Origin of the sequence: Pseudarthrobacter sulfonivorans (genome assembly GCF_001484605.1) — a bacterium.
Classification (GTDB): domain Bacteria; phylum Actinomycetota; class Actinomycetes; order Actinomycetales; family Micrococcaceae; genus Arthrobacter; species Arthrobacter sulfonivorans_A.
Window position 1 is genome coordinate 1,144,401 of record NZ_CP013747.1, and the last position, 23,459, is coordinate 1,167,859.

The window sequence follows — 23,459 nt, forward strand, 5'->3', positions numbered from 1 at the left end:
GATGAATCCGTCACCGTACTCTTCCCGGCAGGCGCTGCCCGGCCCCGGCCAGCCGCTCCGTGGTGACCGCATCCACCGGTATGTCACAGCCTTCTGTCCCCGCTGCCACGAGACAAACCCCCCGCTCGCGCAGGTGCGGCGCCTCTCCGGCGTACTGCTGGTCCGCGATGACCGGGTCTGGCTTGAACGCGGCTGCCCGGACCACGGCCTCGTCAGCACCTTGTACGACGAGTCACCGGAAATCCTGCGCTACCTGGAGAAGTGGCAGGCGCCGACCAAGCAACACATCCCGGACCAGGCCGGCAATTACCGCCAGATACCGGAGGCCTACGCCTACGGGCTGCCCGCCATGCAGACCCAGCACACGTGCATCCTCCTGCAGGACATCATCGAGCACTGCAACCTGCGCTGCCCCACCTGCTTCACCGCCTCCGGCCCCCAGCTGCAGGGAGTGGCGCCGCTCAGCGAGGTACTTGAGAATATCGACACCCGGCTTGCCCGCGAAAACGGGCGGCTGGACGTGCTGATGCTCTCCGGCGGCGAGCCGACACTTTATCCCCAGCTGGCCGAACTCCTGGATGAGCTCGTTGCTCGGCCGATCGTCCGGATCATGGTGAACAGCAACGGCATGCTCATGGCCACCGACGACGAACTGCTCGCACTGCTGGCCAGGCACCGGGACCGCGTGGAGGTTTACCTCCAATACGACGGCCCGTCCAAAGAAGCATCCATCCACCACCGAGGCGGAGACCTGACCCGGTTCAAGGACATGGCCATCGTGCGCCTGTCCGAGGCAGGGGTTTTCACCACCCTGACGATGACAGCGACACTCGGCGTCAACGACGGTGAGGTAGGCGCCGTCGTCATGAGGGCTTTGGAAACCCCGTTCGTGGGTGGGGTTGCGCTTCAGCCGGTGTTCGGTTCCGGACGCGGCCACGGCATCGACCCCACGGACAGGCTCACCCACACAGGCGTGCTGGAACGGCTCGCCGAGCAAACCGGAGGGGTGGTCTCATGGCACGACCTGACAGCACTCCCGTGCTCACATCCGCACTGCGCGTCCGTGGGCTACATGCTGAAGGACGACTCAGGGGTCTGGCGTTCGCTGACAGCCCTCATCGGGCACGACCAGCTGCTCGCCTGGCTGGAACTCAATCCTGACAGCATCGCCAACCGCATCGCCGACAGCGCGATCCCGCTTGAGCTGCGAAGCCTCATGAAGTCATCCCTGCTGGACCTGCTAAGCGAGCAGTCATCGCTGTCCCACCCGCGGACCATGGATCTTTGGAAGAACATCTGCACCCAGTGCGACCTCGGCATCGGCACACTCACCACACTGGCTGCCGGCAAGCTTCCAGGGCAGCAACAGCGGCTGCGTCGACTGCTCGCCGAACGGATCACCCGCATCATGGTCAAACCCTTCATGGACATCTCCACCATGATCGAGGAACGGCTCACACAATGCTGCGTCCACGTGGGCACAAAGAGCGACGCCGGCGATCACCAGTGTGCTCCGTTCTGTGCCGTGCAGGCGTGGCCGGCCCTGGCCAGGCAACGAATGAGCACAGCAACAGGCCGGGAGCTTCTCCCAGTCCGCCAGGTCTGAGTCAGCGATAGGGAGGAATCATGAGTTCCGCTTCTGACGCACGTCGCATCGCAGCCGGGCCGTTGCCCTCGCAGCTGGTGCGCTCCAAGCACGCAGGCCGGCACGGACACAGTCCTGACCCTGAAACGGATCCGCAGTCCCCTCCGGCCTTCGATCCGCTGCGGCTCTGCATCTTCGCGACCGTTGCCCTGCTCGGCTGGGCAGCCGGTCCGGTGGCACTGGCCGTGTTCGCCGCAGTCGGATTCGCAGGCTATTGGAAAGCACGGCGGAGGGGCCTGACGAAGTCGAAGTGCTACCTCCGCGATACGAGGCTGGTCTTGGCCTACCTGGGCATCCTGTTAGCGGCTGGGTTGTGGGGAATATACTCGCTGGCAGCCCAACTGTTCGGCTTCTAAGCCACGATCGGCTCCCGTGGACACCTCGTCAGGCGGAACCTACAATGAGCCATGCCCATGACCGGCCGAGCTGTCTCTGTTGTGGTACTGCTCGCCGTCGAGGCAGTACTGGCACTGCTGGCTGTGCTGGTCCACAGCGGTTTCATGGCGGTGTACGGCCGTGTTGCCGATACCGCGTTCGAAGGACTCGCCTGGGGGTTGACGGCAGGTCCTTCCGGAATGGCGCTCGGTCCGGTCGCGGTGGTTGCCGTGGTCGGTTTGGTCCTCTCGCCACGACTGTGGATGCGACTGACGGCCGTGGCCATCCCGGTCCTCATGCTGCTCGTGATGCTCGCCGTCACCCCCTTGGCCCTGGGGCAGAAGATCGGCAAGTACGACTCCTCTCCCCAGTGCGTGATCGAGGGTATGGATGAGCCCATGGCCAGTGCAGACCGCGAGTCCCAGCGGGCGTTCGATTCCATCGAACACATTGGCCTTTACAGCGGTGGCGGCATGAGTGGTGTGGGCGGCTGTAGCCGCGGGTTTGCGATCTCAGAAGACGTCGATGTGTTGCAGCACTATCGTTCAGCGCTGCCGGAGGCGGGCTGGGAAGTGGTTGAGGATGACGGGCGCCACCTGCGGGCCCACCATGAGGGCCTTGCGTTCGAGGTGATGCCCTGCCCTGGAGGCGGTATCGTCTGGGCCGGAAGCGAGGACGACCCCGCATACGGACAAGGAATTCCTGGGCTGGCGGGCACCGAAATTTGTCCACATGACCTGTGAAAACTCCGGGGTGGCGCGAAGGCCGAAGGGTGCGACCGGCTACCGCCGCTTCCGTCCGAGCCCCAGCAGTGCCATGGCAACGGACAGCGCAAGCCCTGAAGCTATATCAGTAAAGCGGTCCCTGCCGCGTGGGCGGCTAGCGTGTGCCACGGCGCTGACAGCCCGCTGCCCATGCCCCACATGTCGCGCGCCACGTCTTCGGGCTTGCCCCGGCCAATGGGCGCGTCGTAAGGGATCCCGTCCCGGATGGCTTTCCGCGCTCCGATGAGCTGGAGGATCATCTCTATCAGCGAGACTGCAGCCAGGACTTTCATGATTGATCCTTCCAGGGGCACGGCCGGGACGAAGAGCGTACCGCCGCCGGCAGGAACGGGGCAACGCTTTCCAGCTGACGACGGCGACACGCCCCCAGGTGCCTGCCGCCGCCGTCGCCCTTCCGAGTTAAGAACCCAACGCCGCTCTCATCTGTGCTGTTCCGCCCAGAACGCCAGGACGCGCTCGGTGACCTCACCGGGGGCCACAAGAAGCGGGGCGACGTGGCCGGCTCCGGTCACCCGTCCGTAGGGATGCGAGCCGACACTCACCGAGGTGCAAGCACTCCCATGCATTGAGGCGGATTCCGCGGCCGCCGAACACCGGCGGAAGGACGGGGCAGGGAAGTCACAGCCGCCCACGCGAGGGTCAAGCGCGCCCCGAGACCTGAAGGCTCGGGGACTCACGCCGGCCGATATTGGGAAGATCGTCGGGGCCAGCCGTACCACCCTTTACCGCTACCTCGGCCTGGCAAGGGACGAACTGGTCTGAGGAGGAACGTTTGCGACGCCAGAGAGAGCTGGGACGTGGCACGGGACGTTCTGTGCGGAACTCCCTACGACGGTGATGGATGCTGCGGCAGGTCGGGAGTCCTTTGCGACTGCTTGATCAGCTTGCCGGAATGGGCCTGCCGGTGCCATGCGAAATAGCCGCGCGATCGCTCGTCATGAGCCCGGCATTTGCGGCCCACGAAGCCCTCGATCCGGTCTCCAACCTGCCCGGGCCCGGGTTTGCCTGCTTCGATGACGCCAGACTCAGCGACGACGACGTAGCCAAGCTCAAACAGCGCATCACAGCCGAAGAGGCACGCGAGCATAGAGACGTTGCGGGTGTCCATGCGCTCCTTCTCAGAGCAGGCCGAGCGGGGCTTGATGTGGGCGGCGACCAGGAGCTCTTCCGGGAAGGAATGTCCGCAAAGCGAGCAGGAACTGCCCCTAAGCTGCAGCTGCTGGTTCCGCAGAAAACGCTGTTCTGTCCGGACTGCCCCTGATGCCCATCTGTCGCTCGGACCACCAAAGTATTGATCGCCATACACGGCCTCGTGCCGACCCTCACCAGGGTCATCGGTGATCTCCTGCCCTGCCTGCTGCAGCAACTTCAGAGCACCTTCGCTGTCCAAGTTATAGAAGTAGCCCCTGTTCAACGTGCCTAATGCGGTCAGAGGGCCTTGTCCCGCGGGCAAAATGTCGAGGACATCTTTCCAAGGGATATGGACTTCATATAGAGGGTCCGTGAGGACCAGTGTCCCCTCCGTGTCCGCAGGCTCTTTGTATCCGCGGGGCGGTGGAAATCCTGGCGCCGGCAGCGTGGCCACCCGGCTGATGCCGCGGATCGCGGGACGGGAATAATGCAGGACAAGGTCCCCTGGTCGGACGTTGTGCAACGCGTCCCAGGAGGCAACCCGTTGTCCGGAACTGCCTCGCAGCGGTGCCCACAGCGTCCCGTCGGGAAAGACATCCGGGAAGTTGTCCGACTGGATAGCCCACCAGAAATTCATCCCAGGAAAGACGGATACCTTCATTGGTGTCTCTTGAGAGCTGCTGGTCATGTCCTCATTCATACTGCATAGTTGCCGTCCTTCAGTCGTTGAGACGTCTCATATCCCTAGCGTTTCGAGACACCGAGGCTATGAGACACCCAGGTGGGTTCAGAGCAGGAGTCGGCGCCCGCGGGCGGGATCGCCTATCGCATCAGCTGGTCACTTGTCGGACCTGAACACGATTGAGTCGAAGATGGCGCGTGCCTCTCTCGTCAGCTCCGGATTGATCGATTCGTCGGATTGGCCCACCGCGATCACGGCGCGCTCGCCGTTCAGGTCGACCACTCGGTAGGTTTCGCGCTCGCCTTCCCTTGCGTACACGCGTGCGCTATTGCAGTCCTGCGCCGAATCCGAGTAGACGCAGAACTTGCCGCCGTCGCAGTCGGTGATGTCGACGTCGCTCGCGACGGCGTGGTCGAACTCGAAGCCGGAGTAGTCGCCCGCCACGACCTTGACGGGAGTGGTGCTTACCGTTGACGCCTGCGCCGTCATGGCATCGACGAACGCCTCAGCCGTCGGATCGACCTGGACGAGCGCGCCGCTCCAGGCGCATGCGTCTGTCGGGACATGGGTGGCGGGCCAAAAAAGCACGGTGACATTCCATGAATCCGGCAGATCCGGGTCGTCCTTGCCCAGGCCCGCGCCGTCGAAGGTCTCCCAGCCCTCTGGGACGGTGATCTCGAACGGCACCGGGTAGCCGGTCACGAGGTAGGTGCCGGCGTCGATGACGCCGCTCTCCGGGAACGGTGCGATCGTGTTAGCCTCCGCGGTCGATGCGGGGGACGGCGGTTCGGTCGCGGTGCACGCGGCGAGACCGAAGCACGCCAGTAAAGCGACGACAACACCCACCCGCCGCGAGCGTGTCGTCTGAGCGGCGCGGGAGCGCCGGATTGAATTCCACATGTCACGTCCTTTCCTTCGATCCCTGCAGCACGGTGGCTGCTCTATCAGTCAAGTACGCGCCGGTATCAGCACGGTACCGGCTCCCGTCGGCCCGGTATCGGCCCGGTACCAGCCGTCTTGACGGATGCGGGAGCCGGGCGCACAGTGGCCCTATGGATGTTCGCGTTCTGGGAGCGCTGACACTCGACGACGGTAGGATTCCGCTGGCGCCGCGCGATCGTGCGGTGATGAGTGCGCTTACGGTCCGCCTGGGTGCACCCCTCTCGGGGGAATCTCTCGCCGCCGCGCTCTGGGGGGAGGACCTTCCGGCGTCGTGGTCGAAGGTCATCCAAGGGTGCGTCATGCGGTTGCGCCGGCTCATCGCGCCGGCCCGAATCGAGACCACCCCGCACGGGTACCGACTGGTCTCGGAGCACGTCGAGGTCGACGCGGAACGGTTCGAAAGACTCGTTGAGCGGGGTACGCAGCAGCTGGAGTTGGGTGAGCCCGACCGTGCCGCGCACACGTTCTCGGAGGCGCTCGCGCTCTGGCGGGGCGAACCCTACGTTGACCTCCCCGACTGGGAGCCGGCTCAGATCGCGTCCGGTCGCCTCGAGGAGATGCGTCTCGGGGCCGAGGAGCTGCTTCTTGACGCACGGCTCCACGCAGGTGAGGTTCAGGAGGTCGCCGCATCGGCGCGCGCCCGCGTCGCCGAGGCGCCACTGCGCGAGCGGCGCTGGGTCGTGCTGAGCGTGGCGCAGTACCGCCAGGGCCGGCAAGCGGACGCGCTCGCCACAGTGCGCAGGGCGCGGGGGCTGCTCGCCGCGGAGCTCGGACTGGATCCGTGCACGGAGCTCGCCGAGCTGGAGCAGGCAATCCTCAGGCAGGATCCATCGCTCCTGTCCGACCAGGTGTTCCGAGCCGCGAGCCCGGAGTGTCCGTACTTCGGCCTGCCCCCCGCGGGTGTGGCGGACGCCGAGCGGTACTTCGGTCGCGAGCATGAGCTGTCCGGGGCGGTCCAGGCGCTCGAGGCGCACGGCGTGCTGCTCGTCGCGGGCTCATCGGGTGTCGGCAAGTCCTCCTTCGTTCGGGCGGGAATCGGTGCCCGGTTCCTCGCGCGCGGCATCGAGGTCGCCATCGTGACGCCCGGCGAGCATCCGATCGATTCCCTTCGTGATGTCGATCTTCCGGCGGGAGAGTCGCTGCTCATCGTCGATCAATGCGAGCAGGCGTTCGCGGCGGACGACCCCGCCGAGATCCGGGAGTTCTTCGACGCTCTGTCGCGAATGGTCTTCCGCGGCATGCTCGTCGTCGCGATCCGCGCCGACCGCCTCGGAGACCTGGCGGATCACCCAGGGTTCGCCGAAATCATCCAGTCGCACATGCTCATGCTCACCGCTCTCGGCCCTGACGGACTCCGAGCGATGATCGAGAAGCCCGCCGAGCAGTCCGGGCTCATCCTCGAGCCGGGCCTCGTCGAGATACTCCTCCGCGACGCTGATGGAAGAACCCTTCCGCTGCTGTCGCACGCCCTGCGTCAGGTGTGGTCACGCCGTGAGGGTCGCGTCATGACGGTCGACGGGTATCGGGCGTCCGGTGAGATCGACGGTGCTGTCGCGAAGACCGCGGAAGAGGTCTTCGCGACGCTCACGGCGGAGGGCGCGCGGATGCTGCGCGACATCCTTCTCCGCCTCGTCGAAGCATCCGCGGACGGTGCGGTTATATCTCGTCGGGTCGAGCGCACTCGGATCGCCATCGACGCCGCCCATGCCAAAATCGTTGATCGGCTGGTAGACGCACGACTGCTCACGACCGATGAGGCGTCGGTGCAGCTCTCGCACGAAGCGCTCGCACGGGAGTGGCCACGCTTGAAGGAATGGCTCGCCGATGATGTCGAGGGTCAGCGGATCATGCGACACCTTGGTTCCGCGGCGGCCGCCTGGGATGCGATGGGACGACCCGAGAGCGAGCTCTATCGCGGGGGCCGACTGACGGCGGCCCAGCACTGGCGGGATGCGGTCGTTCCCGCACTCACGGCGGTCGAACGAGACTTCCTCGATGCCTCCGCGGCGAATGAGACCGCAGGACTCGCTGCCGCGCAGAACCAGCTTCGCAAGGAGCGCCGCATGGTGCGGCGACTCTCCTGGGTGTCCGTGGGCGCGGCCGCGCTCGCGATCTTTGCGGTGACGGCGAGCCTCGTTGCCGGTTTCCAGGCGAACCTCGCCGGGGAGCGCGCGACGGTCGCAGAGGCCCGGCGGGTCGCTGGGCTGGCGCTGGAGGAGCCGAACTTCGACCGTGCGCTGCTACTCGCTGTGGAGGCCATCCACACCTGGGACGATTCCGACACTCGTGTCAACCTCGTGCGCGTCATCTCGCGCGCACCCCGTCTGACGAGCGTGATCCGGATCCCGGAAGACGGAGTCGCCGCGGTGAGCATGTCCCTTGCGGAGGACGGGACCCGGGCATCGGTGATCGACAGCGACCACGACGTGCGCCTGTTCGATCTGGACGACCGATCGCAGCTCGGCGAGTACGCGCCGTTCTTCAAGAAAGTGGTGACATCGGCCGTCGACCCCGTCTCCGGCGCCGTAGCGTTCAGCGAGACATCCGACCCCTGTACCGACGCCCAATGTTATGGCCGGCGGACGGGAACGCTCGATCTCGCAGAGCAGGGACGCTCCGGCCTGTCGACCTACGAGGGGATGGGCGGGTCCGCGATAGACGTCGAATACTCCGCCGACGGATCCCTGTTCGCAGCGCTCGCGGTCACACAGCAGTCTGAGTCGTCCGTGAGCATCGCCCTCTGGCGAGGCGGCGCGGGGGACCCGACCGGCCCGATACTCCTGGATCTGGGCGTGATCAGTTCCGATCCCGGCCCCCCGCCCGGGCCGGGCTGGCAGTACAGTGCGGTGAAGTTCTCGCCGGACGGCTTGCGGATGTACGTCAGTGGCTTCGGACCGACCGTCGTACTTGACACGGCATCGGGCGAGGAGCTCCATCGGATCCCCGGCAACGGGATTCTCGCCGTCAGTCCGGATGGCCGCCGGATCGCGGTCCGAGATGGCTCGCGCGCGGTGCGTATCGTCGACTCCTCCGGGCAAGCAGCACCCATCACCGTCCCGCTGTCGTCCTTTCCAACGGTGGCCGACTTCAGCCCCGACGGCCCTCAGCTTGCCATCGCCGCCGGCAACGACGTCGTAGTGGCGAGCACCGAGACCGGCGACATCGCGGAGACGCTCCGGGATCATGACGGAGCGGTCACCGCGGTCGAGTTTCGACCGACCGGCAAGCTGGTGACCGCCGGAGCAGACGGCGCGATCATGACGTCGGACTTCGGGGACTGGTCGGCGGCCTTTCGCACCGACCTGCACCTACGGGACCATGCACCCGCCGAGCTCGATGAGCGCACCGTCGCGCTCGAACAGTCCGACGGAACTACGCAGGTGGTCGTCGCCGAGCCGACGGCGTGGGAGGAACGCGCGTGTCGGATCGCGGGAAGAATACTGACCGAACAGGAGTGGGGTGAGCTCTTGGGGGCTCGGCCCTACGCCCCGGCATGCCGCGAGTGACCGCGGCTGTGCCTTCGAGACGCCCCATAGGCTCGAATCAGTGTCAGGGTGACAGTGCCGCGTTGCGGTGGTTGGATCCTGATCACTGGGTGTCGGGCTCTTAGGCTCGCTGCCGCCCGTGAGGGGGTCGGCTATCGGTCTGCGGGTCTCCTGATCGGTGCGCCGCGCTGTCTTCATCGTCCTGGCGTCCGGATGACCCGCCCGGTGAACCTGCCCGCGTCGGCGCCTTATCTGCGACACCCTAGGTGCCTCGAAACCGTAGCGTTTCGAGACACTGAGGCTATGAGACACCCAGGTGGGTTCAGAGAAGGAGTCGGCGCCCGCGGGCGGGATCGCTTATCGCATCAGCTGGTCCTTGTGGGACCTGAACACGATCGAGTCGAAGATGGCGCGTGCCTCTCTCGTCAGCTCCGGATTGATCGATTCGTGGGGTTGGCCCAGCACGATCACGGCGCGCTCGCCGTTCAGGTCGACCGCTCGGTAGGTTTCGCGCCAGCCCACATTTCGGTACTCGCGTCCGTCGCAGCCCTGCGCCAAATCCGAGTTGATGCATAACTTGCCGCCGTCGCAGTCGGTGATGTCGACGTCGCTCTCGACGGCGTGGTCGAACTCGAAGCCGGAGTAGTCGCCCACCACGACCTTGACGGGAGGGGTGCTTACCGTTGACGCCTGCGCCGTCATCGCATCGACGAACGCCTCAGCCGTCGGATCGACCTGGACGAGCGCGCCCCTCCAGGCGCAGGCGTCCGTCGGGACATGGGTGGCGGGCCAAAAAGTCACGGCGATATCCCATTCATCCGGGAGATCCGGGTCGTCCTTGCCCAGGCCCGAACCGTCGTACGTCACCCAGCCGTCTGGGACGGTGATCTCAAACGGCCCCGGGTAGCGGGTCACGAGGTAGGTGCCGGCGTCGAGGACGCCGCGCTCCGGGAACGGTGCGATCGTGTCAGCCTCCGTAGTCGGAAAGCGGGCGGACGGGAAGGAGGCGGACGGGAAGGAGACGTCGTCGGGCTCATACTCGCACCCGCCGAGACATCCAATCAGTGCGATAGCCACCAAGGGCAGGAGATGGCGCGACCGCTGAGCGGCCTTTTCGAGGGGTGTCATGGAGCTCATCGAACCACCAAGCCGCTACAGGGTACTGTGAGGCCCCGCAGCCGGGTGGCCCCGCGGGCGGCCCGAGACGGGATGCCGTCGCCTCAAGTCTCCTCCGGCACAGAACCCGTGACAATGAAGAGTTGTATGGAGATCAGTTTCGACTCATGCAATCCCCCGAAATGACAGGAGCGCCCTGAAGCAGTGTTGAGGAAACGCCAGATTTGAGGCAGCTTTTCACCGCCCGGGTCTAACTAGCCCGAGAGATCTGGCGGTAGCCTACGTCTCGTAACCCTTGTGATTTGAGACGTCTCACTGATTGAACAACCGTGACGGCCCTCGCTTTCTTTTTTCATGGATGGAACGCGTTCGTGCACGGCCAGAGATTCTCGTAACTATGCCTCACAACCCTCTGGCTAAATCGCTGCATCCACCGCTAGTTACGAGACACACCTCGGAGCATCCATGACGAAAACTGTTTCGATTGGCAAGCGTCTCCAGGGGCAATGGTCCAGCCGAGCAAACGGGCTAGCCATCTTGCCGCCCCAAGAGTGATAGAGCATTTCGGGAAAGGTGCGGGAAGTGCGAGAGCGTCCGAGGGAAAACCCACATTAATAGATAGAGCGTTGGAGGGGTCGACGGCGGCCTGCCGTGGTTGGGCCCGTCGGGTTTCGACAGGCTCAACCACCGGGCGTCAGCGGGTGTGGTGCGTCGGCTGCAGTTCGTACACCGGCGTGTCCAGCCCTTCCATCCGGGCCTTGAGCTGCAGGGCCAGGTACGAGGAGTAGTGCCGGCTCTGGTGCAGGTTGCCGCCGTGGATCCAGAGGTTGGGCACGTTGGTGGGCTTCCACATGTTGCGCAGCTCCCCTTCCCAGGGGCCCGGGTCCTTCGGGGTGTCGGAGCCGTAGCCCCAGCACTTCCCCACGCGGTCGGCCACCTCGGGCGAGACCAGGTCCGCCAGCCAGCCGTTCATGGAGCCGTAGCCGGTGGCGTACACAATCAGGTCCGCCTCCAGCTCGCTGCCGTCGTTCAGGACCACGGCGTTGCCGGTGATCTTGGAAACCTCCCCCGAGCGAAGCTGCACCCGGCCGTCGATGATCAACTGGGATGCGCCGACGTCGATGTAGTAGCCGGAGCCGCGCCGCAGGTACTTCACGAACAATCCGGACCCGTCCACGCCGAAGTCCAGGTCGAACCCGGCGGCCTCCAGCTGGGAGTAGAACTCGGCATCCCGGGCAGCCATCTCCTGGTACACCGGCACCTGCGCCCCGGGCAGGATCCGCAGCGGCAGCGATGCGAACAGCAGGTCGGCCTTCTCCGTGGTCACCCCGGCCACCAAAGCCTTCTCCGAGTACAGGTCACCCAGCGCCAGGTCCATCAGCGACTCGCTCCGGGCGATGTGGGTGGAGGACCGCTGCACCATAGTGACGTCGGCGCCGTGCTCCCACAGGTCCGCGCAGATATCGTGCGCGGAGTTGTTGGAGCCGATCACCACGGCCTTCTTCCCGGTCCAGTCCCCGCCGCCCGGGTGCTGCGAGGAATGCCGCTGCTCCCCCAGGAAGGACCCGGCGCCGTCGAACGCGGCAATGTTCGGGTAGCCCGAGACGCCCAGGGCGAACACCAGCTGCTTGGGGCGCAGGGTCACAGGCGACCCATCACGAACGACGTTGACCACCCATTCCTGGGTGCCGTCGTCGTACTCGGCGCCGAGGCACTCGGTGCCGCCCCAGTAGTTCAGCTCCATGATCCGGGTGTAGTGCTCCAGCCAGTCGCCGATCTTGTCCTTGGCGGCGAAGACCGGCCAGTCGTCGGGGAACTTGAGGTAGGGCATGTGGTCGTACCAGACGGGGTCGTGCAGGTGCAGGGACTTGTAGCGGTTCCGCCAGGAGTCGCCCGGCTTCTCGTTCTTTTCAATGACGAGGGTGGGGACGCCCAGGCGCCGCAGCCGGGCCGCGAGGCCGATGCCGCCCTGCCCGCCGCCAATGATCACCGTGTAGGGCTGCTCCTCGTAGCCGAGCCGCGCCTCGCGCTCCTCCTTCTGTTCCAGCCAGGAGCGCCGGCCCTTGATGATCTCGTGCGCCACGCTCTTCTCGCGGCGGGTCCCCTTCTTCTCCTCGAAGCCCTTCAGCTCCTGCATGGTGGTGAGCAGTGTCCAGCATTTGCCGTTCCGGAGCCGGAGGTGGCCGTAGCCGCGGGCGGCGGCGGTTTCGAACGTGATCCAGGCTTCCGTGGTGCCAGCGTCGCCGGTGGCGTCCTCGGCCAGGGTCCAGTTGGCGGGCTGCACGTGGTCCAGCGTGGCCTCGAGCATCTGCCGGATGTCCGCCTTGCCTTCCAGCGTTTTCAGGTTCCAGGTGAACGCCACGAAGTCGCGCCAGTAGCTCTCGTCCTCGAAAAGCTCCAGTGCGGCGTCCACGTCGCGCCGCTGCAGGGCGGTATCCAGCTCCGTCAGCCAGGCCTGCGCGGCTGCGGTGGGTGTTTCGGTCATGTCCACTCCCTTGTGTCGTATGGTCCGTGTCTCTGGTGGTCCCGGCGGCCCCGTCCCGCCGGAATCCCCTGCGATAGGCTGGGACGGGCGTGAGCTGCATCACTATTGGAACGCAGTGGGGGTTTCAACCGCGTTACACGGGCACTGCCGGCAAGGACGCCGCCGGTGAGGAGGACACTATTTTGGACTACGGCCTGCGGTTTTCGGACCCGGTGAAGTACTCGCGCGCCCTGCGTCGCGCCCACGAACTGGTCATCTCCGGCGTCCCGCGCCCGGAGATCCCCAACGACCTGGCGGATTCATGGCGCCGCTCCATGGCCCTGGGCATCAGTCCGGACCAGCACAGCCCCCGGCACCTGCACGACGCCGCCGACGTCCTGGAGTTGCGGCAGGAGCACCGGCTGCAGCAGGTCATGCCCGCGCTGAACGACCTGCTGGCCGACGATTCCACTTCCGGCCGGCACCTGCTGGTGCTGACCGACGCCCGTGGCGAGATCCTGTGGCGGGTGGGCAGCCCGGAGGTCCTGAGGCGGGCGGATCGGCTGGAGTTCTCCGAAGGGGCCGACTGGTCCGAGGCCGGGATCGGAACGAACGCCATCAGCGAGGCGCTGGTCACCGACCGGCCGGTGCAGCTGTTTTCCGCCGAGCACCTGGTCCGCACCCACCATGACTGGGCCTGCACGGCGGCGCCCATCACCGACCCGGCCACGGGCCGGCTGCTGGGCGTGCTCGACGTCTCCGGACCGCTCGACACCCTCAGCGCGGACACCCTGCGGATGGTGCGGTGCGCGGTGAGGGTCGCCGAGGCGCTGTTGGGAACGCCCGACGGCGGGACGCCCTTAGGTGCCTTGTCTCCCGTTCGCGCGTCCCGGCAGGCCGACCGCCAGCCGGTTGCGGCGGTTGAGTCGCTGGAGCTGCTCGGGGACAAACCTGCCGCGGTGTTCCGGGACGGCAGCCGGGTGCCGCTGACGCTGCGCCGGGCGGAAATCCTGGCGCTGCTGGATTCACGTGCGCAGGGCTGGACCGCCGACGAGCTCGCCTACGAACTGTACGGTGATGCGGGTACCACGGCGGCCATCCGCACCGAGATGTTCCGGGTCCGGTCGATGCTGGGCGACACCGTGGAGTCGAACCCCTACCGGTTCGTCGCCGGCCTGACTGGACGTTCGGATTCGGGGAGAGTGCTGGGGCTGCTGCGCGAGGGGCGAGTGGCTGACGCTCTGGAGGCCTACCGGGCTCCCCTGCTCAGCCGTTCGGGCGCTCTGGCCGTTCAGCTGCTCCGGGACCAATTGGACCTGGCCCTCGGATCGGCCGTGCGGTCCAGTGGCGACGCCAGGCTCCTCATCCGGTGGCTGACCACGGATATGGGTGCCGCGGATATTGAGGCAGCCGATGCGCTTGGACGGCTCGTGGGTCGTGGGGATCCGCGCTATCTGTCGTTCCGGGCGTCCCGCCGGAGTCGGTGGTTGAGTCAGCCATAATCGAGCCTGCCCCCGGTGGCGATTAGTTACGCCCTGCGAGGTTTGGATCTCAAACGACCCAACGGCACAACTTAGCCAGATGTCTCGTCCTCAAAGGTGACCCCGTATCCGAGCGAACCGAACAAGCCGGTGAGGGTGGCCTTGGCATTCTCCGCAGCTCGCTCACGTAACTCGGACTCCTCCGCAGCGGCAGCCATTTTGGTTTCGCTCAGCCTTAAGAGTTCCACCTGCTGCGGTGCCTCGAACACATCTACAATCCGGTCAACCAAGCCACGATCCTGGCTGTACACACGAAACTTGTCGAGATCGATGTTGGGCTTGTCGAGCTGCACCTCGGGGAGCCGCACCTTCACCGATTTGCCGTCCGCAGACAACTTCAGATCCTCCTCAGCCAAACCTGCGAGATCGACATGAGCATTGACCGTACCGGCAGCGACGAACAGAGCCCGGCGCCCGGAAATAAAGTCGGGCATACCCGCATCGTCGTCTCCGGTGTCGACAACCAGCTCAAAGGTACCGATCGCACTGTGGAGCTGGCTCACCTCCTTGACCGACTTCAGAAGCACGGTCTGGCTCCGCTCGCTTTTGTTCGAAAGTGGGCCGTATCCGAGCATGGTGGCTACTAGGAAAGCGGTCAGTACCACCGCCACCAAGGACGCAATGAGCGCGACGGACTTGAGTGATTTAGGTTCGGACATCGGACCCCTTTGCCTTGAAACGGTTTGGGTTCCGTTCCAGTTGGTTTGCGTGTCCGGCGGGTGCCAGGTGCGCTAATTCAGCTTTAGTGTAGCGGGAGCGCTCGACTGGGCTGGCGCATCCGTGTACCAAGTCCGCGGCCCTTTTCTCGAGCTTCGGGTGGACATCGAACGACACGACGAGCAGTGACGAGCTACTCGTCGTTCGGCACAGCAGGCATGGCGGCTTGAGCCCTAACGTTCAATCCCGAACCTCCCGCGCCCGCAAGACAGTGTCAGACTCGCGTGACCCGATCTCGAACCTCGGAGATGACTGCTTTCTCGAGCGAGTTGACGGTGCCATCCACAGCGGCCACGCGCTTGGCCACGCCGAGGATATCGCTCAAGTCACCTGACTCGGCGTCCATCCGCCGCCATACCTCGGCGGGGTCGATATCGACGAGGTGGGCGAGCTGCTCATCGACCACCTGATGCTGATCCCGGACCAGCCTCACTAGGTGACGGATCAACAGAGCCTCTTCGTCGGCGATCTTGCCGTCCGCCATAATGACGAGCCACGCGACCCAAAGCATCAACTCCGGGTGCTGACTCTCCTTGCTCAGATTTTGGGCGAGTTCGATCACCCGCGCCTCGTTCCGGAAGACGTCCTGCGCGTGCCGTCCCGCGAGCAGCGTGGTGTAGCGGTTCACCAACACCGCGAGCGGAATCCCGACGAATGGGATGCCGATCTTGATGACGTTTCGTTGCAAGAGGAATTTTCCGACGAAGGGAAGCCCCTTCGCGGCGGCCAGGACGCCTTTCGAATAGAAGCGCTTGATCAGGGGCCGCATGATGGCCGGGACCATCTTGACTACGCCCCCACTCACGACTTCCCCGCTCTTGATCGTGAAGGCCACCCGGATGAGCTTCCACATGTCTTCGGGATCGGACAGGTCAAGCGGGACCCGATAGAGGACAGCGACGTCGTAGGCTAGGCGGATCTGGAGCTGGGTGATAAACGCGACATCCACCATGACGGTCACGACTGCGGCCGGGACAGTAAGGGGGCTGGCGCCGCCAAGGCTCCCAATGGTGGCGAAGATGGCCGCCGAGTAGGCGCCAGCGGAAAGCCCACCTTCGAGCGCGGCGTACCGGGCCGCCATCTTGATCCGCTGATCGACGATGGCGTCCGCGGGTACACCCACATACCGCTCCTGGAAGTACTGCCATGTGACCTTGTCGGTGTAGGAGCTCAAGGCCTGAGCGATGAGCTTGGTGAACCATCCGCCCGACTTGATGTCGTCCGGGCTCAGCCCCGTAACGAACTCCCGCAGCTCGGCTCGCTCATCCTCGACAACCTCCCGGTCGGTATCATTGGCGTCGTCGACGGCGGCATCGACGTGGACAGCGTCAATCGGAGCTTCGGGCATGGCAAGTCCTCCCAAGTGGGTTCAGTGTCTAGCTAGGTTGCCAGATTTTAGACAACCGGCTGACGTCTCAACAGGGTATCCCAGCGACCAGCACATTTGACGGATGCCTCGTTGAGCCGTAACGGCCGCGCGTGAGTGCGTCACGCAATTCTGGCCCCTGAATTGAACCGTTGCGCTCACATGGCAGCGTGTAGGCGTGTCGGATCCTCCCAGCACCGGCCACGCCTGCACAAAATTAGCTAGAAAGGTCAGAGCGGACGTTCCCGCGCAGGTTCGCTGGAACGCTCGGCACATGGAGGTTCAATAGTTTCCACCCAACTCCTAGCTGCGTTCGCTCAACCTCATTTGCAATGGAGCGGAGCCTGAGGCCACCGGTGTAAAGATCTTCGATCTTGCGAACTTCGTCAGTGGTGTATTTTTTGCCGTGCCGAGGACAGCCACTTTCGTCGTCAATATTCCCCGAGGGAAAAAGCAACAAGCGTATGAGGCGTATGGCTACTTCTCGCTGATCTATACGGCGTCAATCCGTAGGGCGTACTGGCATCGGTAGCATCTTTTTGGGGCGCAGGCATCGCCTGTTCCCGTCCGCGTCCGAAGAGCCAACCGGCCAAACATGCCAAGGCAACGGCTAGCAGAGGTTGCTCAAAGGCAATACAGAAGGCAACCCAAGCAATTGCAACGCCTGATGCCCGCCAGCCCATCGGCCTCTACTTTCGTCCGAAATGAGAAAGCCAATGCGGCTCGCTTGAGCTACCCAGCAAGGTGCACCAACTCGCCACGCAATTCAAGGCGTTCTGTGTCCACTCCATACTGCAGGCCTTCGTTCAGCCGAGCAGTGACGCCCGCCGTCAGCCGCTTGCCTCCGAAGCCGCGGATCGTGTCACGGTGGAGTTCGTCGACGGAGATGCCGCCGGAGAGCCGGACAATTTCGACCATGGCATTGCGGATCTCAACAACGCTTATGTGCTCGGGCTTGCGAGCCATGTCAGGCCCATTGGGCCGGAATTCTTCCCACGCAGTTCTGTCGATTGTCGCGTCCCAGACGAACCCGTCTGCGTCCCGTTGATGCGCGCTCCGGTCAAGCAGTTGCAGTACCGAGTTCATCCGCTGCGCGTTCACCTTGTTGAGATTGAACGCGGCGCATGTCAGCTTCGCGAGACGTTCAACATGGATCGGCCCCTCGGCCTCGACAATTGACTGCATGGCTTCGCGGACGGCTGCGACCGACCTTCGAGACTTCAAATTGTCCAACACGTCTATCGTTCCGAAGTTCAATACGACCCAGGGCTTGTAGCCTGCACGCGTAAGTTCCGCAGCGATATCATCCGGCTTCCGGTGCCCCTCGTGCGCCTTCAGAAGCAGTCCACCGCTAGCGGCAATGTAGTCCTGCAGAGCTCTTTCAGACTGCGACGGAACCGGGACATCCGGAACCTCTTCAGCCGTAAGTGCTTCGTCCCTATCAGATTCAAGTTCGAATGCGTTGCTGGAGGAGGACTCGGCTGCCTTCGTGAACGCAACCTCCAGCTTGTCCAGCACCGCGTCCTTGTCGCTGATCCACGCCGGCAGCCAAACCCGCTCAACAGCCGGCCAGCGCATCATACGGGTCAGGACATCGCCGGGCAGGCCATCCCGGTCTCCGGCCGTTCGCCGTGCGGCCCACGCAGGGCTGTCTAGAAGCACAGCCATCAGTGGGCTGCCAGGCGCGTCCTGCGTGGCCAGACTGATGTCCACCTTGAAGTCGGACAATCCCACGTCAGTGGCAACCACAAAGCCGCGGTCCCTTAGTGCGTCCGCGATCTCTTCCCGGTGAAGGTCCACCGCAGGGCTCCGGCGTCCGTCATAGGGCAAAGCGCCCGTCCCCTGCTCGGCCAGATCAAGATAGGAGCGTAGGTGCTTGATGCCCACTGAACTAGTTTCCTCGGCCCGCAGCTCGGAAGGGCTGAAGCTGGAGAACACAATCACCTGCCGGCGTGCACGTGTCACGGCAACGTTGAGCCGCCGCTCTCCCCCGGCCCGGTTCAGCGGTCCAAAGTTCAGCGGCAGGTAGCCTTTGTCGTTCTTGCTGAAGCCCGTCGAGAAGAGGATGACGTCGCGTTCGTCACCTTGGACGTTTTCCAGGTTTTTGACGAACAGTCCTTCGGGGTCGTCATCGAGGGCTTTAATAATTCGTGCGTCGTCGGTATCTCGGAGCAGGCCCTCAATCAACGCCCGCTGCTGCAAGTTGAACGTGACTACGCCAACCGACGGCGAGTCACTGGCGCCGTTGAAGTGCTTGCGGACCTCCTTCACGACGGCGGCCGCCTCCACAGGGTTAGTCCGAAGCACTTTGGAGGGACCCGAGCGATGGAACTGGCCGTTGACCCGCACGAAGTTCACGCCGTGACCATGGAGGCCCGGGTTGGGAGCCCCATGCGACGGGCCAGGGAATGAGGAGAGCTTGCTGTCGTAGTACTGCTGATTACTGAACGCGATCAGGGATTCATCCTGGCTGCGATAGTGCCAGGAAAGCCACTGCCGGGGCACCCGCGCCTCGACACACTCCGAGAGAATCGACTCCATGTCCTCGACGGCGGTGATCTCGCTCTCCACATCGTCCAAGGAATCGCTGGACGATTCAGCAAACGACGTAGGCGGCATCTGCTTGCTGTCGCCGACCACTACCACTGACGCGCCGCGCCCCATGGCACCCACAGCATCTGCCACACGGATCTGTGAGGCCTCGTCAAACACCACGATGTCGAAGAGATCCGATCGGGCCGGGAAGAACCGCGCCACCGAATCAGGGCTCACGAGCGTGCAAGGCATGATCTGTGTGATCAGGTCGGCATAGCTCTCCATCAGCTTGCGGACGGTGAGGCCACCGCGTTGCCTGGTCAACTGGCGCTGCAGCTCCCCCATGCGGCCTGAGGTCGAGGACGAGGAGACGCGCCGGGAATTTACGACGCCGGCTGCCAGGTTGCGCTTCAGGAGGTCCCGTACCAGCGTGGCTCGGGTCGTGAAGCGGTCGATAGTGCGCTCGTGGGAACTGGCGTCGAAATCCTGCAGTCCGGTTGCCAGCTTCCGTTCTTCGAGAGAGCTCTCGGCGAGTCCGCGCTCAAAGGCCGTTGCCGCATCGTCGGCTTCGAGTTCGCCATCTAGTATCGACGACCGGACGTCCGGGAGGCCCCTGGAGCGCAGCGGCTCCACGTGGCGCAGCAGCTCAAGCCAACGCTCCAGGCTGCGGGATCCTGTGGCATCGAGGGCACGGGCGGCACGAGTACTGGCCCAGACTTCCAAGAATGGAGTGGTTCCTGTCCACCGGTGCAGCTCAGCGGCGTCAACGGCAGGAATCTCCGTAAGGGCATCCCACGAAGCGGCCAGCTCGTACAGCCACGCGATCACGTTTTCATGCACGGGTCGGCCGGTTTCGAGGAACGCACGCAGTCGGGCCTGAAAGGGAGCCTCATTGCCGGCGCTTGGCTGGACAGCCTGCGCCGCCCACCGCAGCCAGCCGAGCCTGCGGTTGAGAGCCTCCTTGGCAGGCTCAGTCAGAGGGTTCCAGCCCTCCGGGACAGCCACACCAGGGATGCCATGAGCCTCGGTTTGGAGACCACGGATCTGATGCTGAGTATTTGCGAGATTCCGCAGCAGCGGTACAAGGTCCTTGGGCCGGATCTCGGCACCCGGGTGCATGACGGCGTCGAGCTCGGCGGCCACCGCAAGCAGCCTCTTCTTGCGCCCGAAGAAGCCGCTGGCCGCCGCCTGCTCCGCGTGTCCGAGAATCTCCGGAAGCGGCAAGTCCATGGCTTCCGGCCGAACTTTGTCCAATCCTGGATGATTCACAGCGGCGAACGCTGCCACCAAGTTTTCAAGGTGCTGCGCCCCCGCTGACCACTGACCGGACCTAACGTCGTCTAGGGTTCCCACCGGGACGCTGCGGTCTTCAAGCAGGGCAGCAAGAACGCGAAGCTCGGCGGAGGACGTCGCCGACGCCACAACTGCAGGAAGTTCATCAACTGAGCGGACGGCATCGAGGGCTGCATCAATACGGCGCCCCGCGCCCGTAATCCGTAGGGTCTCAACTTCATCGGGTGCAGTCACGATGAAGCGCCACGGATGGTTCTTCGCTGGCCGAGCGCGGTCGGTGAATTCAGGTAGCTCACGGAGCAGCGCACGAACCGGTTCGAGGACCGTGTCAGTAGCGGTGGAGGTGAACTCCGTACTCAGCGGGAGCACCGGGTCGGTTGGATCGAATGTCAGTGCCTTGGTACGGGCGCTGTACAGCGACAGTTGGGCGCCGTTTTCCTCATGGAGGTGGCTTGCGTAGCGAACGAGTCCCCTGCGTGCAGCAGCAAGATCGGTGGAGGCAGTATCTAGCCGCTGCTGATCCGAACTGAGGCTAAGTTCCAACGCATGCTTGATCTGGGCGCGTACCATGGCCGGTTTGCTTCCCTTGTCATGCAAGTCAAGGGAGAAGGGACCCATGCCCACCTCTTCGAGGCGCTTCTGGACGACATCCAGGGCGGCCCGTTTTTCTGCAACGAAGAGGACCCGTTTGCCTTCGACGATGGCCCGCGTCAGCAGGTTGGTGATGGTCTGGGACTTGCCTGTCCCAGGAGGTCCTTCGAGCACGAACGTCTGGCCGGCGACGGCGGAGGCGACGGCCTGCAGCTGGGATGAGTCCGCGGGAATCGGGCATGTCGCGGCGAGCGCGTCGAGGTCAGGCTCCTCAGCTGCTTTCACGGGATCCTGGAAGAGCTCGGTAGGGCTGCTGATGAGGTGGTCCACGAGGCGGTTCTTCCCGAACTCGTCCCAGCTCTCGTCCAGGTCTTTCCAGAGCCGGAACTTTGCGAACTGCAGCATGGACAGGTCAGCCGTGTTCTCCACCCGGAAAGCGAGGCCCTTGGCGGAGACGGCTTCCCTGACGGCGTGGAAAGCGGCGTCGAGGTCAATACCGGAGCCGTCTTCTGCCGGTTCGGCCAGCCCGGGAACCTTGAGCCCATGCGCTTGGGACAGCTTCTCCAGCAGGCAGTAATTCGGCGTTGACTGACCCGTCTCGTCAAGGGTGACCCGATAGAGGCCCTGCCTGCCGGCCGAGGTCAGGTTCACGGGTACCAGCACCAGCGGCGAGCGCAGGGTGCGGCCATCGAGTTCCCAGAGAAGGCTTCCCAAGGCCAGGTAAAGGTTGTTGGCGCCGGTCTCCTCCAGCTGGGTTTTGGCTTTGTACGCCAGGCCCCGCATCTTGGCGTTGTAGGCGTCCTCAGTCACCTCGGCAAACACGGCCTTCTTCGAACTCAGAAGGCTTATCAGCTCGTCCTGAGGGAGATCCCTGCCGAACCGGATACCCCGTTCCTGGTGAATGGCGCTCAGCTGGTTTGACGGAAGAAGGCTGATGGGAGTGCCGTTGTTTACGAGATCCTCAAACCGGCCCATCCACGAGCTGGGAACTGCGAGCGGGAATCGGGCTGTGTCCGTGAAGTTGATCAGCCGGTTGCGGAGGCTGAGATCCAGGAGTGCGTTCTTCCACTGGGTTACCCGGGGCGGAATGCTCGACGTCGACCGGCCGGGCGCCGCTCCCCGGCCGTGTTTTTCGGGTGCTACTGGTGCCGCTTTGGCTTCCGGGACGTAGTTGGTGACTACGGGCGATCCGGTCTCGTTGTTTGTCCGAGCCGGCAGTGGGTAGATGCCGTCCGACCGCGCCCGCCGGACATCGGTGACGGCTTGGATCTTCTCATGACCCGTTTCGATGTACTCGGATTCGGGGCCGCTCCTCAATGAGGCCGGTGTGATCGGCTGACTTCCGGTGAGCAGGGTGGTCTCGGCCAAGCCAATGAAGCCTCGTTGGACGAGACTCACGAGTTCGAGGGCGTCCTCCGACGCGGCCGTCGGCAGAGTCATTTCTTCGCGCCAGTATCCGAGGAACGCGTGACCGTCCACCAGCCACAAGAGCGGCGCGATTCCGCAGAACTCCAGCGCTGCCGCCATCACCACAGTGGTGTCGAGGCAAGTACCCAAGCGTCCCTCAAGAACCTGGGCCGGTGTACGGACCTGTTGGCCCTCCACGCCCCAGCTTGTGGGTGGCATGCTGTATCGGATATCGCGGTTGCTCGCTGCCTGGGCCAGAGCGAAGACGATTTCGTCCACGCGCTCTGCACCTTCTGTGTAGCCGTCCAAGCTGCTCCGGCCTGTGGCTTTTCCCAGGGCATCGGCTGCTTCGGAGACAAGCTCAGCAATGGCAGGATGGTGTGGCTGGACGAAAGCTGCCAGGAATTCGTAGGAGACGAGTCCTTTGCCTGCGATCCAGAGCTGGGCAGGGAGGAGCTGCAGACTCACTTCGGCCCTGCCGATTTCGGCGGCCTGCGCTCCGGCGACTGCTGACTCGATCGTTACCAGGACGCGCCCTGGCTGCTTGTCGTTGAGCTCATACATGGTCGTGGCAGACACGTGCACATCGACATCGTCCAGGACCATCGCCTGGCCCGCAGCAAGATCGACGTACTGCTGGAAGTCTTCTGAAATCTTGCCCGCGCTGGAATGAACCTCGACGCGGACGACGGCACCGCGGATCTCAACACCCGGGTTGGTGATCCTGATCTGCCGCACGAACTTGAAGCCGTTGTGCACCATGGCGTAGCTCAGAGACTCCGCCGCCGTGATCTCGACGCTGACGGCATGCTGCAGGAGCTTGTGGTTGTCTGCGTCGGGTTGGCCGATGGGCTGATCTACTTCGCTTCCAACGTTCGCCTCTGGGGCTTCGAGGACTACGACGACTTCTCCACGCGTCTTGAATTCGTCGAGGAGAGCGCCAAGGTCTTGAGCCGCCCCAGTTAGTTCCAAGTGCTTGGCTAGCCGCCCAGCGGTATCCAGCGCGCGATACGTGTCTGCATCATCGAAGTCCTCGTTATGGGCCCAGAGATTACGGGTCTGGCGGAGCTCGGATGTGTAGCTGCGCGCGTCGTGGGCGAGATTGAATGGATAACCGAGCGATCCCAAAGCCTCTGTCATCGTCCGGAGCTGGACGCTCAAATCCTGGGCTGAGTAATTATTCGCAGTTCTACCCGCGTTGGCATCCTTGTGCTCCAGAATCTTTGGCCAGGCCACGCCCGGCGCCAGTGGTACCAAGACGGACTCAATATATGAGCCCAGACTGGCCGTCAAGGTGTCCAGAGCACGGCCGACGTACTCACGGTTGGAATGCCTCATTGTGTTCCCCCATCTTCGGCGATTGCCGACCATCAACTCAGCTCAG

14 protein-coding genes are annotated in these 23,459 nt (G+C 64.3%); 6 read left to right on the forward strand and 8 right to left on the reverse strand.

What is annotated here, in order from left to right; genetic code table 11:
* Window position 1: 1 nt before the first annotated feature.
* The 3 genes from AU252_RS05065 to AU252_RS05075 are packed head-to-tail and all read left to right on the forward strand — an operon-like array spanning window position 2 to window position 2,763.
* Window positions 2-1,606: a radical SAM protein gene (locus tag AU252_RS05065; protein ID WP_058929788.1), complete on the forward strand. Its 1,605-nt coding sequence runs from the start codon at window positions 2-4 to the stop codon at window positions 1,604-1,606.
* A gap of 20 nt (window positions 1,607-1,626) precedes the next feature.
* Complete coding sequence (locus AU252_RS05070; protein WP_099093370.1) at window positions 1,627-2,001, forward strand: hypothetical protein; 375 nt, start codon at window positions 1,627-1,629, stop codon at window positions 1,999-2,001.
* Window positions 2,002-2,058: 57 nt separating this feature from the next.
* Window positions 2,059-2,763 (forward strand): hypothetical protein, encoded by a 705-nt coding sequence (locus tag AU252_RS05075; RefSeq protein WP_058929789.1) that lies wholly within the window; start codon window positions 2,059-2,061, stop codon window positions 2,761-2,763.
* A gap of 101 nt (window positions 2,764-2,864) precedes the next feature.
* Here the strand turns inward: AU252_RS05075 and AU252_RS05080 are convergent, their stop codons facing one another.
* The gene (locus AU252_RS05080; protein WP_058929790.1) at window positions 2,865-3,077 is read right to left on the reverse strand and encodes a hypothetical protein; all 213 of its coding nucleotides are present in this window, start codon (window positions 3,075-3,077) and stop codon (window positions 2,865-2,867) included.
* Window positions 3,078-3,351: 274 nt separating this feature from the next.
* Between AU252_RS05080 and AU252_RS23765 the strand changes: the two genes are divergently transcribed.
* Window positions 3,352-3,567 carry a hypothetical protein gene (locus AU252_RS23765; RefSeq protein WP_083510269.1) on the forward strand — a complete coding sequence of 72 codons (216 nt, stop codon included), beginning with the start codon at window positions 3,352-3,354 and terminating at the stop codon, window positions 3,565-3,567.
* A gap of 64 nt (window positions 3,568-3,631) precedes the next feature.
* On the opposite strand, the gene AU252_RS05085 is transcribed toward AU252_RS23765, so the two are convergent.
* Together AU252_RS05085 and AU252_RS05090 are read right to left on the reverse strand one after the other, a co-directional pair.
* On the reverse strand, window positions 3,632-4,636 hold the full coding sequence (locus AU252_RS05085; RefSeq protein WP_058929791.1) for an HNH endonuclease: 1,005 nt from the start codon (window positions 4,634-4,636) through the stop codon (window positions 3,632-3,634).
* Between the two features lie 138 nt (window positions 4,637-4,774).
* A complete protein-coding gene (locus AU252_RS05090) occupies window positions 4,775-5,518 on the reverse strand; it encodes a hypothetical protein (RefSeq protein ID WP_083510548.1) in 744 nt (247 codons plus the stop codon).
* A gap of 152 nt (window positions 5,519-5,670) precedes the next feature.
* Here AU252_RS05090 and AU252_RS05095 point away from each other — a divergent pair, with 152 nt between their 5' ends.
* Window positions 5,671-9,066, forward strand: coding sequence for a BTAD domain-containing putative transcriptional regulator (locus AU252_RS05095; protein ID WP_058929792.1), 3,396 nt, complete (start codon window positions 5,671-5,673; stop codon window positions 9,064-9,066).
* A 336-nt stretch (window positions 9,067-9,402) separates the two neighbouring features.
* On the opposite strand, the gene AU252_RS05100 is transcribed toward AU252_RS05095, so the two are convergent.
* Both AU252_RS05100 and AU252_RS05105 read right to left on the reverse strand, forming a co-directional pair.
* Window positions 9,403-10,182, reverse strand: coding sequence for a hypothetical protein (locus AU252_RS05100; protein WP_058929793.1), 780 nt, complete (start codon window positions 10,180-10,182; stop codon window positions 9,403-9,405).
* A gap of 673 nt (window positions 10,183-10,855) precedes the next feature.
* A complete protein-coding gene (locus tag AU252_RS05105) occupies window positions 10,856-12,646 on the reverse strand; it encodes an NAD(P)/FAD-dependent oxidoreductase (RefSeq protein WP_058929794.1) in 1,791 nt (596 codons plus the stop codon).
* Window positions 12,647-12,735: 89 nt separating this feature from the next.
* On the opposite strand from AU252_RS05105, the gene AU252_RS05110 reads away from it, so the two are divergent.
* Window positions 12,736-14,127 carry a GAF domain-containing protein gene (locus tag AU252_RS05110; RefSeq protein ID WP_346425616.1) on the forward strand — a complete coding sequence of 464 codons (1,392 nt, stop codon included), beginning with the start codon at window positions 12,736-12,738 and terminating at the stop codon, window positions 14,125-14,127.
* Between the two features lie 71 nt (window positions 14,128-14,198).
* Here AU252_RS05110 and AU252_RS05115 read toward each other — a convergent pair whose 3' ends face one another.
* The 3 genes from AU252_RS05115 to AU252_RS05125 form a co-directional block, all read right to left on the reverse strand.
* Window positions 14,199-14,825: a DUF4230 domain-containing protein gene (locus tag AU252_RS05115; RefSeq protein WP_058929795.1), complete on the reverse strand. Its 627-nt coding sequence runs from the start codon at window positions 14,823-14,825 to the stop codon at window positions 14,199-14,201.
* A 272-nt stretch (window positions 14,826-15,097) separates the two neighbouring features.
* The gene (locus AU252_RS05120; RefSeq protein ID WP_058929796.1) at window positions 15,098-16,231 is read right to left on the reverse strand and encodes a TerB family tellurite resistance protein; all 1,134 of its coding nucleotides are present in this window, start codon (window positions 16,229-16,231) and stop codon (window positions 15,098-15,100) included.
* Between the two features lie 750 nt (window positions 16,232-16,981).
* On the reverse strand, window positions 16,982-23,446 hold the full coding sequence (locus AU252_RS05125; protein ID WP_346425617.1) for a DUF4011 domain-containing protein: 6,465 nt from the start codon (window positions 23,444-23,446) through the stop codon (window positions 16,982-16,984).
* Window positions 23,447-23,459 lie beyond the last annotated feature (13 nt).